Genomic DNA, 12,561 nt, shown 5'->3' with positions numbered 1-12,561 from the left:
AAGCTAACAGTGAACCGCTGGAGGATCTTCAATGGCCACGGCAACAGTGCGAATTCCGGCCGAGAAACGAGACACCCTGAAGACGATCGCAGCCATCGAGAAGACGGAAATGAAGATGATTCTCTCCGACCTGATCGACGAGTACATCGAACGTCACAAGGAAACCCTGGATCTGCTCTCGCGCCCCGAATGGGTCGAGGCGATCGCCCAGGGAGAAGCCGAAGTGGACTCCGGCGTCCCGGGCAAGAGGCTCGATGAGTTGGAGGATTGAGGTCAAGCCCGCAGCGCACAAGCGCTACTTGAAGCTCGACCGAACGACCCGGCGCCGAATCAGGGAAAGCCTCCGCGAGATCGAGCACTCCGAACGGCCACTGGCGCACGCGCGTGTGCGTCCTCTGACGGGGAGGCTCGAGGGGCGCTACCGCGTACGGGTCGGCAACTGGCGGATCCTCCTGAGGCCCGACCGGGAAGCCATGGTGCTCCATGCCTACGCGATCGTCCCTCGTGGCAACGCGTACTGACGGTCTCGGCAAACTCGAACGTGACCGTCTCGCTGCACCGTTGACACACCGCCCTCAGGCGCTTAGGTTGCCCGGCGAACCTGCGAGGATCTTCAAGATGAGCGAACCGACCGCAACGTCACGGTGGGCAGCCTGCGCCACCGCTCTACCCCTCCTGGTGGCCGCAGCCTGCGGCGGCGACGGCGATTCGCCGTGGTCAACCCCCACCGCCGGCAACGTCGACGACGAGCGGATCATCCGCGCCGCCGAGGCAGAGCCCGGGAGTTGGCTCACCTACGGCCAGACCTACAAGGAACAGCGTTTCTCCACCCTCGACCAGATCACGCGCGAGAACGTCGCGGACCTGAAGCTCGCCTGGTCCAAGCCGATCGGCGGTCCCTCGGAGCGGATGCAAGGCACACCGCTGATCGTCGACGGAGTGATGTACGCGACGAACGGCTGGGGGGTGATCTATGCGCTCGACCCCGCCACCGGCGAGGAGATCTGGACCCACGACCCGCAGACCGACCGCACCTACGTCAAGTACTCCTGCTGCGGCGGCGTGGCGAACCGCGGCGTCGCGGTCTACAGGGGCAAGGTCTACGTCGCCCTGTTCGACGGCCGCCTGGTGGCCGTCGACGCGGCGACCGGCGAGGAGGTCTGGGACGTCGACACGTGGCATCCCTCGGCGCTCGGCCGCTTCAACATCACCGGCGCCCCGCGCGCAGCAGCCGGCAAGGTGTTCATCGGCCAGGGCAGCTCCGAGAGCGGCAAGCGGCGCGGCTACGTCTCCGCCTACGACGCCGAGACCGGCGAACTCGCCTGGCGCTTCTACCTCGTGCCGGGCGACCCGTCCCAGCCCTTCGAGCACCCGGAGATGGAGATGGCGGCCAAGACCTGGGGTGGCGAGTGGTGGAAGATGGGCGGTGGCGGCACCGCCTGGAACTCGCTCGTTTACGACGAGGAGCTCAACCTGCTCTACATAGGCGTCGGCAACGGCGCGCCCTGGTCGCGCCAGGTCCGCTCACCCGGAGGCGGCGACGACCTCTTCCTGACCGCGATCGTCGCGGTCGACGCGGACACCGCCGAGATGAAGTGGTACTACCAGACGGTTCCCGGAGACAACTGGGACTACAGCTCGGCGATGGACATCGCCCTCGGTGAAATGACCGTCGACGGCGTGGAACGAAAGGTCCTGCTCCAGGCGCCCAAGAACGGCTTCTTCTACGTGATCGACCGCGAGACCGGCGAACTCCTCCGCGCTCACCCCTACACCGACAGGATCGACTGGGCGACCCACGTCGACATGGAGACCGGGCGTCCGATCGAGAACATGGATGTGGTCTTCGAAGAGAAGCCGCAGTGGATCACGCCCGCGAACGCAGGCGCCCACAACTGGGAGCCCATGTCCTGGGACGAGGACAAGGGCATCATGTACTTCTACTACCACGACTACGCGAACTTCTACGCCCTGCCCGAGGAGTTCGTGGAGACGGGCACGTACACGATCCGGCCGTGGGGACTCAGCCTCGGCGTAGCCAGCGGCGCCTACCGCCAGAAGCTCCAGGACCAGGCCGGCCCGCGCCCCGAGGATAGGGGCTTCCTCGTCGCCTTCGATCCTCTCTCGGGCGAGAAGATCTGGGAGAACCGGCTGTCCTCGGCCTTCAACGGCGGCGTACTGGCGACGGCCACCGGCGTGTTGTTCCACTGCGGCGGCGGAGGCGACTTCAACGCCTACGACAGGGACACGGGCGAGAAGATCTGGGAGTTCGACGCCTACGGTTCGTTCTCGTCGTCGATCATCACCTACATGGAAGGCGGCACGCAGTACGTCGCCACGATGGTCGGCGGCAGCACCCGCTACGACCGGCCGGGCGAGCTGCTCGTCTTTTCGCTGGACGGAGAGGCGACCCTGAACGTACCGCCGGAGCGCGACTACTCGATCCCCGAGCTACCGCCCTTGACCGCCGACCAGGAGACGATCGCACTCGGCAACACGCTCTACCACGAGCACTGCGCGCTCTGCCACCGCGGCCTCGGTCAGACGTCGATCGTCGCCGCGGCCTCGCCCGACCTGCGGCGCATGTCTCCCGAAGTCCACGACGACTTCATGCCCATCGTCCAGGACGGTCTGCTGCCGCTCGGGATGCCCGGCTACGCCGAGCTCTTCGACGAGGAAGCGACGACCGCGATCCACCAGTTCGTCATCTCGAAGGCGATGGAGCTGCGGGACGCCCAGTAGCCCGGCCGGCCACTGGGTGCGCCGGCGTCCTCGCCGGCATCCGGGCGAGCCGCCAAGCGGCAAGCCGTACGCTCAGGTCCAATGAAGCTCGTCCTCGATTGCGATCCCGGCCTCGACGACGCGGTCGCGATTCTCGTCGCGGCTCACCATGCCGACCTGATCGGGATCACGACCGTCGCCGGCAACGTCGGGATCAACCGCACGACCCGGAACGCGCTGGCCGTCGCACAGATTGCCGGTCTCGACGTACCGGTCCACCGGGGTGCCGGGCGGCCGCTCGCCGGAGAGCCGGTCGACGGCAGCCGCATCCATGGCGAGACCGGACTGGGTAACGCTGTTCTGCCGGACCTGGACCGGCCCGAAGCCTCGGACGATGCCGTCGCCTACCTCTGCGACGCCGCCCGCTCAGTCAACGACCTGCATCTTCTGGCCATCGGCCCGTTGACCAACGTCGCCGTGGCCCTGCGACGCGATCCCGATCTCCGGCGCCATCTCGCCGGTCTGACGATCATGGGCGGAAGCGCAAGCGCCGGCAACATCACGTCCGTCGCCGAGTTCAACATCTGGGCCGACCCGGAGGCCGCGGCCGTCGTCTTCGAGAAGGCCGCACCGGTCACGATGGTCGGTCTCGACGTGACGAATCAGGTCGCCTTCGGCGCTGGGGAGACCGCGCGCATGCGCGCCGCTGGAACGCCGGCAGCCGACCTCGCCGCCGATGTGACCGACTTCCTGCGCGACCGCTTCCGGCAGTACGTCGGACAGTCCGTCGTTCCCCTGCACGACGCGACCGCCGTCATTGCGGCGACCCATCCCCATCTGTTCGAGCGTTCGCGCCATCCGGTCGCGGTCGAGGTGCGTGGCGAGCACACCCGCGGCATGACCGTGGCCGACCTTCGGCCGCCAGCGCTGATCGAGGCGATCGGCCCGGCACGGGTCGCCGCCAGCGACATCGTCTGGGACACCGACGTCGACGCGGTCAGGGAGTTGATCGTGGAGGCGGTGCTGGCGTACTAGCTACTGGGTGCGCCGGCTTCCTCGCCGGCACCAGGCGCGATGTCTCGGAGCGGCGAGCCCGAGGCCTCACTCAGTCCGGGCCGGCAAGCCGGTCGGCCCGCTGATCCATGTCGTTCTGGTGCAGCACCAGATGGTCGACGGCACCGTCTTCGCCTCGCCCGAACGTAATCTGCGCGTCCACAACGCGGTAGAAGTACTTCGTCCCGGATTCGGGAAACACCTCGAAGCGCGGCTGCCCGGTGAGCTGGACGAACAGCCGGTCGCCCTCGCGGGTCACCGTGAAGACGACATTCTCGGCGAGCTGATAGCGGCCGACGTAGTCGTCGTAGACCGCCGGATCAACCTCGACAGCCGTCCGGAGCGCCGGAGGCACGACCAAGCGATAGCGAGAGTCCAGGAGATGGAATCCGAGGTCGTCGACGCTGTCGCCGGAGTTCGACAGCACGACCACGCCGGTCTGTGATTCGAGGTCGAACCCGAGAAACGAGCGGTAGCCGCCGGTGCCGCCGTTGTGCCAGTGGAGGTCACGCCAGTGCCCGGTGCGAATGACCCACCCGAGTCCGATGCGCATACCGGGCGCCGGAAAGTCACGGCGTGACTGATGGGTTTCTGCCATCTCCTCCTGCAACGGCGACTCGCGCAGACCGAGATTGGCCTCGGCGAAGGTCAGCATGTCGTTCACCGTGGAGCGCAGGGCACCAGCGCCCGCGAGGGTTGGAAGATCCCAGTTCGCGACCCTCCTGAGCTGCACGCTGTGGCCGATGGCCAGCCGTTCCCGTTGAGACGGCGAAAGGGTGATCGACGTATCGGACATCCGGAGAGGTTCGAGAAGCCGTTCGGAGATTAGCCTCTCGTAGCCCATTTCCTGGCTCAGAGCGAGGGCGTGTCCCAGGAGACCGGTGCCGAGATTCGAGTACTCGACCATCTCGCCGATGTCGCGCCCCAGCTCGTGAGACGCGAGGAACTCGTAGAGCTGGGCGACCGTGTAGTCGGCGTAGGGGTTTCCCGCATCGGCCGGCCGGAAGTTGTTCGGCATACGAGGCAATCCCGAGCTGTGCGTCGTCAGGTGCAGCAACGTGATCTCTGCGCCGTTCCGGGTCGGCACGGTGACGTCCGGCCCGAGCAGCCGCTGCACCGGCGTCTCGAGCTCGAGGGCGCCCTCCCCCGCCAGGTCCGCCAGCAGGATCGCGGTGAAGACCTTCGTGATCGATCCGATCTCGTAGACCGTGTCGCCGTCCACTTCGGTCGGGTCGTCAGTCGCAAGCTGACCATGGGCGACCACCCGCCGGCCTCCTGGTTCGACAACACCGACCACGATGCCGACGCTCCGTTTCTGCTCGTCGATCCGGTTCACCAGGATCTGGCGAATCTCGTCGTCGTCTGGGATCGCCGCTCCGTCCTGAACCGCGAAGCAGACCGCGGACACCGTAAGGAGTCCGAAGAAGAAGGCGTTGAATCGTCTGGTCATCCGGAATCTCCCCTGTCTGGTGGCGCGGAGTGGAACTCGCCAGCCCGGCCATACTGCTATACGCACGCCGCGGAGCTTTGATCCGTATCATCTGATCCCATGTGCGGCCGCTACACGCTCCGCTCGAAGGCTCGATCCGTAGCCGCGCATTTCGAGCTGGATGAGCTGCCGGACCTGGAACCCCGCTACAACATCGCGCCGACCCAGGACGTTTTCGTGGTCGCACTGAACCGCGAAGGCCAACGCGCCCTGGGGACCATGCGCTGGGGCTTCCCGAGAAAGCGCGGCGGGCCCCAGATCAACCTCCGCAACGACACCGCCGTCGAAGCGCCCAGGTTCCGGACCCTCCTGAGCCGCAGGCGCTGCCTCGTCGTCGCCGATGGCTGGTACGAGTGGCAGCCCCAGCCAAACGGCTCCCGGCTCCCTCACTACATTCGGCTGCCCGGCGGCGGGCCTTTCGGTTTTTCCGGCGTCTGGAACCGCACTCCCGACGGCCTGGCCTGCACGATCATGACCTGCCCTGCCAGCGAGTCGATCGCACCGATTCACGACCGGATGCCGGTCATCGCCCAGCCGCCGTACGAGCAGTGGCTGGACGGCACGCTCCAGAACCCGGACACCCTGGGCGAACAACTCGAAACCTACACCGGCGAACTCGAGTTCTTTCCCGTCTCGAACCGGGTCGGGAACTACCGCAACGACGACGCGTCCCTGGTCGATCCGGTCTGAGCCAGACCGAACGACCTCCAGACGAAGTACATCGCCGGGAACACGAACAGAACCCCGAGGAAGACCGTCACCAGACCACCGACCATGGGCGCCGCGATCCGCTTCATCACGTCGGCGCCGGTGCCCGTCGACCACAGGATGGGCACCAAGGCGACGAAGGTCGTCAGCACCGTCATCGTGATCGGACGCACCCGCCGAACGGCCGCCTCGGTCACGGCTTCCCGAAGATCACGCAACGTGTTCATCGTGCCTGCGCCCCTTCGTTCGCCATAGACCAGGTCGAGATAGAGCAGCATCACGGCTCCCGTCTCCGCCGCCAGTCCCGCCAAGGCGATCATGCCGACCCACACGGCGACCGACCAGTTGTAGTTGAGCTGATCGACTAGCCAGACCGAGCCGACCAGCGAGAACGGCACCGCCGAAACGATGAACGCGGTCTTGATCACCGAGCGGGTGCTCAGATACAGCAGCGCGAAGGTCAACACGAAGGTGAGCGGCACGATGAGCAGGAACCGGTCGCGAGCCCGCTCCATGTACTCGTACTGCCCAGACCAGAGGAGCGTGTAGCCCGGAGGAAGGGCCACCTTGTCCGCGACCTCCTCGCGGGCGCGGCGGATCCAGCCGCCGATGTCGCTGCTTTCCAGGTCGACGTACACCCAGGCGTTCGGCCTGGCGCCCTCCGACTTGATTCCCGGTGGTCCGTCCCGGAACTCGATGGCCGCCACCTGGCCCAGGGGCACCTGGACGCCGCCCGGCGCGGTCACGAGGATCTGCTCCAGGGCCTCCGGATCGTCCCGCAGTTCCCGCGGGTAGCGCAGGTTGATCGGGTAGCGCTCCAGGCCCTCGACGGTCCAGGAGACGTTCATACCCCCGACCGCCGACTGGATCGTGTCCTGGATGTCGGCGATCCGCAGGCCGAAGCGCGCGGCCGCCTCCCGGTCGATGTCGAAGTCGAGGTAGGCGCCGCCCATCACCCGTTCAGCGTAGGCCGTCAGCGTGCCCGGGAGCGGCTTCACGACCGCCTCCACCTGCTCCGCGAGTTGTTCCAGCGTCTGAAGATCCGGGCCGCCGAGCTTGATTCCCACCGGCGTCTTGATCCCTGTGGACAGCATGTCGATCCGGGTCTTGATCGGCATCGTCCAGGAGTTCGTCACGCCCGGGAACTGGAGCGCCCGGTCGAGTTCGGCAATCAGTTCGTCCGGAGTCAGGCCGGGACGCCACTCCTCCTGGTCCTTCAGCACGATCGTCGTCTCCAGCATCGAGAGCGGCGCCGGATCGGTCGCGGTTTCCGCCCGGCCCACCTTGCCGAACACGGTCTCCACCTCCGGGAAGCTGCGGATGATCCGGTCCGTCTGCTGGACAATCTCCCTGGCCTTCGTGATCGACACGCCGGGCAGGGTCGTCGGCATGTAGAGCAGATCGCCCTCCCACAGCGGCGGCATGAACTCGGAGCCGATCCGCTTGAGCGGTAGGAGGCTCGAGGCCAGCGCCCCAACCATCAGGACGATGACCAGCCACCGCCGCCGCACGGCTCCCGCCACCAGCGGCCGATAGACGAAGCGAAGGAGCCGGGGCAACAAGACGTGGATAGGGAGATCGGCGACTCGCTCGAAGCGGCCCATGTGACGAGCCCGGACGATCCGTCCGCGCACGAGCCAGAACATGAGCACCGGCACCACGGTCACCGCGACCACCGAGGCCATCGCCATCGAGTAGGTCTTGGTCAGGGCGAGCGGCTTGAACAGCCGGCCTTCCTGGGCCTCGAGCGTGAACACGGGCAGGAAGGACACGGTGACGACCAGCAACGAGAAGAACAGGGTCGGCCCGACCTCCTGGGCCGCGCGCAGCACGAGGTCGAAGCGGGACCGCTTGCCTCCCGCCTCGACGTCCTCCTCGATGTGACGATGCACGTTCTCGACCATGACGATGGAAGCGTCGACCAGCACGCCGATCGAGATCGCTATGCCGCCCAGCGACATGATGTTCATACCGAGTCCCTGGGCTCTCATGACGACGAAGGCCAGCAGCACGGAGATGGGAATCGGCAGGATCGCCACCAGCGCCGATCGGAAGTGGAACAGGAAGAGCAGACACACGACGGCCACGACGATGGTCTCCACGATCAGCGTGTCCGTCAGCGTCGCGATGGACCGCTCGATCAGGCCGCTGCGGTCGTAGGCGACCGAGATCTCCACGTCGTCCGGCATGCCGCCGGCGAGTTCGTCCAGGCGTTCCTTCACGCGCTCGATCGTGGTCCGGGTATCGGCACCCGAGCGGACGACGACGATGCCGCCGACCGTCTCGCCCTCGCCATTCCAGTCGGCCAAACCCCGGCGAATCTCCGGCCCGATCGTCACATTCGCGACGTCCCGAAGCAGTACCGGTACCCCTCCCGGACCGGATGCGAGGACGATCGTCTCAAGGTCCCGCAACTCCTGGACGTAGCCTCGCCCGCGGACCATGTACTCCCGCTCCGCCATCTCGATCAGCCGGCCGCCCACGTCGGCGTTCGACTGCCCGATCGCCTGCCGGACGACGGGCAGCGAAAGGCCGTAGGCCCGCAGCCGGACCGGGTCCACCTCGACCTGGTACTGGCGCACGAAGCCGCCGATCGAGGCGACCTCCGAGACCCCCTCGACCGTCAGCAGGCCGTACTTCAGGTACCAGTCCTGGAGCGAGCGAAGCTCCGCCAGGGACCGCGAATCCGAGTTCAGCACGTACATGAAGGCCCAGCCGACGCCGGTGGCGTCCGGTCCGAGCTGCGGCGAGACGCCCGGGGGCAGCCTTCCTTCGAGCCCCGCCACGGATTCGAGCACCCGGGAACGCGCCCAGTAGAGATCCGTGCCGTCCTCGAAGATGACGTAGACGAAGGAGAAGCCGAAGAAGGAGTAACCGCGGACCACCTTGGCGTAGGGCACCGAGAGCATCGTCGAGGTGATCGGGTAGGTCACCTGGTCTTCGACCACCTGCGGCGCCTGCCCCGAGAACTCGGTGAACAGGATGACCTGCACGTCCGAGAGGTCCGGTATCGCGTCGATGCGGGTCGTCCGCACCGACCAGACACCGGCCGCCACCGCCACGACCAGTCCCCCGGCAACCAGCAACTGGTTGCGGAGCGACCATTCGATGATCCGGTTCAGCATCGGATCATCGTCCGTGGTTGCCGTGGGCTTCGTGCGGATCGGCCGCTTCCTCCGGCTCGGCCGCCGCATGATCCCCGTGGTCCATGTCGTGATCCATCTCGTCCATGTCGTGGCCCTCGTGGCCCATGTCGTGGCCTTCGTGCCCCTGGGCCGCGCCCTCCGGCGCCGAGGCCGCGTCCAGCATCTGCTGGACCGCCGCCCGCAGCCTTGACTCGGAGTCGAGCAGGAACTGCGACGACGTGACGACGTCCTCCCCCGCAGCGAGGCCCGAGCGGACCTCGGCCAGACCGCCGGACGTCTGGCCCAGCTCCACTTCGCGGGGTTCGAAGCGGCCGCCGCCCTGGGCCACGATGACCACGCTCCGCCGCCCCGTCCGCAGCACGGACTCGGTCGGAATGGTCAAGGCTCCCGGAACGAGGACCGGATCGAAGACGACCGTGGCGAACATTCCCTTGCGCAGCCGGCCGTCCGGATTCGGCACCGCGATCTTCACCGTCAGCGTGCGGGTGCGCTCCGAGAGTTCCGGCTCGATGAACTCGACCGTGCCCCGGATCGTCTCGCCCGGGAAGTAGCTGAACGTCACCTCCGCTTCTGCGCCGGGCCGGATCCAGACCACCTGGTCCTCGAACACCTCGGCCGAAAGCCACAGCGAGGTGATGTCGGCGATGTGGTACGCCTCCATTCCGGGCGTCACCGCCATTCCCTCCAGACCCGGCATCCGCTTCATGACCAGGCCGCCGGCCGGCGCCGTAACCGTCAGCGTGCGGAAGATCTCGCCCGTTTCCTCGAGACGCGCGATCTGCTCCGGAGAGATGTCCCAGAACGCGAGCCGGGCCCGTGCCGCGTCGACCAGGGCCTCGGCTCGCAGCCGGGCGTCGTCCGGCGCGTCCTTGAACCGGGCCGCGTAGCGGATCGCCGAGAGGAGTTCCTGCTCCGTCTGGACCAGTTCAGGAGAGTAGACCTCGAACAGGCCCGCGCCCTCGGCCACCGGCTCGCCCACGTAGTTCACGTGAACCTTCTCCACCCAGCCGTCGTACTTCGTCGTCACGGTGACCATCCGTTCCTGGTCGTACTCCAGGTAGCCGACCGTCCGGATCTCGTGGCGCAGGTCGCGCCGGGTAGCCGTTTCCGTGCGGACGTTCATGTTCTGGACCACGGCCGGATCGATCGCGACCGTTGAGCCGGCGCCGACCACCCGCGCCGCCTCGTCCGCGTAGACCGGCACGTAGTCCATTCCCATCTCGTCCTTCGCCGGCACGGGCGACGTGATCGTCGGGTCCATTGGATTCCGGTAGAAGAGAACTTCCCGTTCGCCAGCCACGGCGTCAGCCTCACCGTCCCCAGCGGCAGCCGTCATCGGTCCCGCGTGGTAGCCGACGGTGCGTTGCAGCCAGGAATCGACCGGATGCAGACCCAGGGGATCGAAGAACAGGAGGAAAAAGACGGCGAAGCTCCCGACCACCCAGGCCACACCGCGCAACCAGGTCCCAAGCGGCCCGCCGAATCCGTTCGTGTTGTCCGTCATTGCTGCGCACCTCCCCTCTCCGCTGCCACCGCCAACGGTCTGCCGACCGCCCCTTCCAGTTCCGCGAGACCGATCAGGTAGTCCGCCCTCGCCCGATCCGCAGCCGTCTGCGCCTCGAACAGGACGTGCTCAGCGTCGAACAGGTCGAGCGTGTTGAGTGAGCCCGCGATGTACCCCGCCTCGGCCGACTCCAGCGATTCCTCCGCCTGCACGACCAGCAGGTCCTCCAACAGCCGGAGTCGCCTCCAGGCCAGCGGCAACCGCTGGGTGAGGTCGCCCACCTCCGACTCGACGACCAGTTCCGCGGCGCGACGCTCATCGACCGCATGGGAGCGCAGGTCGAGCGCCTCCTGTACGGCCGCCGCGCGGCTGCGCCGGCGCAGAGGCAGCGTGATGCCGCCGCGTAGGCCGAACACGTCGTTCCCGTTGCCGGCCGGGGCCAGGAGACGGGCGGCCTCGTCGTCGCGCGGGGTCACCAGCGTGTACGTCACGCCAACGTTGAAGTCGGGCTTGTCGGCCATCCGGGCCAGGCCCTCCAGGGCTTCGGTCCGGGAAAGTCCGGCTTCCGCCGCGCGCAGCTCCGGCCGCGACGATCGCGCCAGAGCCGCGAGGTTCCCAGCCTCCAGCGCGGCTTCCTCGATCGCAGCCGGGAGCGAACCTCTGTCGACTGGCGTGGCGGCCGGCCGGTCCCTCAGCGAATTGAGCCGCGCGCGCAGCGAGACCTCGCCTAGGTCCAGGTCGACCAGCGCCCGCTCGGCGCGGGTGATCTCAGCCTGCAGCTTGAGCACGGCCTGAGTCGATCCCACGCCGGTCGCGTACCGGGCCTGGGCGACCTCTTCGTGCTGGATGAGATGCTCCAGGAAGGTCTCGGCCGTTTCTCTCGAACGGTCGAGGAAGGCCAACTCGTGGTAAAGCCGCCTGACCTCCGTGACCAGCCGCAGCCGTTCGGCCTGCACGCCGTGCTCCAGGGCGGCCGCTCCGTGAACCGCCGCTTCTTCCCGCAGGTCGAGCTTGGCAAGCCACGGCAGCGGCTGGCTGTAACCCAGCATGAGCCGCTGCGCCCCGACCCGCGTTTCCGGCGGGGCCAGAAAGGCAGTCGCCTCCGCCGTCGGATCCGGCAGGGATGCCACTTGCGGCGCCTTCTGCGCCGCCGCCCGCGCCTTGGCGAAGCCGGCCCTGAGATCCGGATTCCGCTCCAGCGCCTCCTCGACGAGGGCGCGGAGCGCCTCGTCGGCGATTCCCCGGGCGACCCTGTCAGCCGGCGCCCGATCCGGAAGGACGCTCAGCCCGTCCGGTTGGCCTGTCTCGGCCATCGATGTTCCTGCCCAGGCGACCGCCAGCAGGACGGCGGCGAGCAGGCAAGGCGTATGTCGATCAAACCCGCGTTTGTGCTTACGGGTGTTGCCGCCGCAATGACGCTTGAGCGAGTGATGCATCTGACTCCTCCGCGGAAACGTGTTCTCCGCGGCCGCCCGCTTTCGGGGGCGACCGCTCCGACTCGCTTCAGCGAAGGATCAGAGCAACAGGGCCGAGTACAGCCTGTAGCGCGGAACAGCGGGCGGCGGGTCTCCGTCGCAGGCGAGTACCGCGGCCTCGAGGCCATAGCTCTCGGGCGCGTCCGGCCCGGTCCCGGCCAGGGCGGGCGGGTCGATGTCGCCGGCGGAGCCGGGGAGAATCCCGGCCGTAGCGGGATCGACGGACTCCGCGGCGCAGCACCCCGTCATCACCATCTCGGTGTGCTCGCAGGACGCCGCCTCATGGACCGTCTGCATGGCGCAGGGGTCCTCGGACGCGCCGAGCGAGGCGCACATTCCGGCCACCGGCGCCGCCAGGACGGCAAGCGCCAGGAACGAACCCGCAAACCGAAACGCGATGCGCATCGCGACTATTGTACGCCTTTCTCTCGGAGTGGCCTGAGATACTCCGGCCATTCCACGTAA

The 12,561-nt window shown here is 67.5% G+C and carries 10 protein-coding genes; 5 read left to right on the top strand and 5 right to left on the bottom strand.

The genetic code is table 11. The features are described 5' to 3' along the window. Positions 1-31: 31 nt before the first annotated feature. From OXI49_07120 to OXI49_07105, 4 genes are all read left to right on the top strand, one after another. On the top strand, positions 32-271 hold the full coding sequence (locus tag OXI49_07120) for a hypothetical protein (protein MDE2690272.1): 240 nt from the start codon (positions 32-34) through the stop codon (positions 269-271). 28 nt (positions 272-299) lie between these two features. Continuing rightward, positions 300-521, top strand: coding sequence for a hypothetical protein (locus OXI49_07115; protein ID MDE2690271.1), 222 nt, complete (start codon positions 300-302; stop codon positions 519-521). A 97-nt stretch (positions 522-618) separates the two neighbouring features. Beyond that, on the top strand, positions 619-2,742 hold the full coding sequence (locus tag OXI49_07110; GenBank protein MDE2690270.1) for a PQQ-dependent dehydrogenase, methanol/ethanol family: 2,124 nt from the start codon (positions 619-621) through the stop codon (positions 2,740-2,742). Between the two features lie 81 nt (positions 2,743-2,823). Next, positions 2,824-3,756 (top strand): nucleoside hydrolase, encoded by a 933-nt coding sequence (locus OXI49_07105; protein MDE2690269.1) that lies wholly within the window; start codon positions 2,824-2,826, stop codon positions 3,754-3,756. 70 nt (positions 3,757-3,826) lie between these two features. Here the strand turns inward: OXI49_07105 and OXI49_07100 are convergent, their stop codons facing one another. Then, positions 3,827-5,224, bottom strand: coding sequence for a serine hydrolase (locus OXI49_07100; GenBank protein ID MDE2690268.1), 1,398 nt, complete (start codon positions 5,222-5,224; stop codon positions 3,827-3,829). Between the two features lie 99 nt (positions 5,225-5,323). On the opposite strand from OXI49_07100, the gene OXI49_07095 reads away from it, so the two are divergent. Then, positions 5,324-5,953, top strand: coding sequence for an SOS response-associated peptidase (locus tag OXI49_07095; GenBank protein ID MDE2690267.1), 630 nt, complete (start codon positions 5,324-5,326; stop codon positions 5,951-5,953). Here the strand turns inward: OXI49_07095 and OXI49_07090 are convergent. From OXI49_07090 to OXI49_07075, 4 genes are all read right to left on the bottom strand, one after another. Then, a complete protein-coding gene (locus OXI49_07090) occupies positions 5,914-9,096 on the bottom strand; it encodes a CusA/CzcA family heavy metal efflux RND transporter (GenBank protein ID MDE2690266.1) in 3,183 nt (1,060 codons plus the stop codon). The two genes, OXI49_07095 and OXI49_07090, sit on opposite strands and share 40 nt — an antisense overlap. A 4-nt stretch (positions 9,097-9,100) precedes the next feature. Continuing rightward, on the bottom strand, positions 9,101-10,621 hold the full coding sequence (locus tag OXI49_07085) for an efflux RND transporter periplasmic adaptor subunit (protein MDE2690265.1): 1,521 nt from the start codon (positions 10,619-10,621) through the stop codon (positions 9,101-9,103). Continuing rightward, positions 10,618-11,934 carry a TolC family protein gene (locus OXI49_07080; protein ID MDE2690264.1) on the bottom strand — a complete coding sequence of 439 codons (1,317 nt, stop codon included), beginning with the start codon at positions 11,932-11,934 and terminating at the stop codon, positions 10,618-10,620. Before OXI49_07080 ends, OXI49_07085 begins: the two co-directional genes overlap by 4 nt. A gap of 201 nt (positions 11,935-12,135) precedes the next feature. Further along, positions 12,136-12,501: a hypothetical protein gene (locus tag OXI49_07075; protein ID MDE2690263.1), complete on the bottom strand. Its 366-nt coding sequence runs from the start codon at positions 12,499-12,501 to the stop codon at positions 12,136-12,138. Between the last annotated feature and the right edge of the window lie 60 nt (positions 12,502-12,561).

It is taken from the genome of Acidobacteriota bacterium (assembly GCA_028875725.1).
GTDB lineage: Bacteria > Acidobacteriota > Thermoanaerobaculia > Multivoradales > Multivoraceae > Multivorans.
The sequence above is the reverse complement of the archived record's forward strand: the minus strand, read 5'-3'. Positions and strand labels throughout refer to the sequence as shown.

What these genes read in the sequence shown, in the direction of transcription:
- OXI49_07090 (MDE2690266.1), bottom strand. Translation starts at nt 9,096, where the DNA reads ATGCTGAACCGGATCATCGAATGGTCGCTCCGCAACCAGTTGCTGGTT.
- OXI49_07095 (MDE2690267.1), top strand. Translation starts at nt 5,324, where the DNA reads ATGTGCGGCCGCTACACGCTCCGCTCGAAGGCTCGATCCGTAGCCGCG.
- OXI49_07080 (MDE2690264.1), bottom strand. Translation starts at nt 11,934, where the DNA reads ATGGCCGAGACAGGCCAACCGGACGGGCTGAGCGTCCTTCCGGATCGG.
- OXI49_07105 (MDE2690269.1), top strand. Translation starts at nt 2,824, where the DNA reads ATGAAGCTCGTCCTCGATTGCGATCCCGGCCTCGACGACGCGGTCGCG.
- OXI49_07120 (MDE2690272.1), top strand. Translation starts at nt 32, where the DNA reads ATGGCCACGGCAACAGTGCGAATTCCGGCCGAGAAACGAGACACCCTG.
- OXI49_07110 (MDE2690270.1), top strand. Translation starts at nt 619, where the DNA reads ATGAGCGAACCGACCGCAACGTCACGGTGGGCAGCCTGCGCCACCGCT.
- OXI49_07100 (MDE2690268.1), bottom strand. Translation starts at nt 5,224, where the DNA reads ATGACCAGACGATTCAACGCCTTCTTCTTCGGACTCCTTACGGTGTCC.
- OXI49_07085 (MDE2690265.1), bottom strand. Translation starts at nt 10,621, where the DNA reads ATGACGGACAACACGAACGGATTCGGCGGGCCGCTTGGGACCTGGTTG.
- OXI49_07075 (MDE2690263.1), bottom strand. Translation starts at nt 12,501, where the DNA reads ATGCGCATCGCGTTTCGGTTTGCGGGTTCGTTCCTGGCGCTTGCCGTC.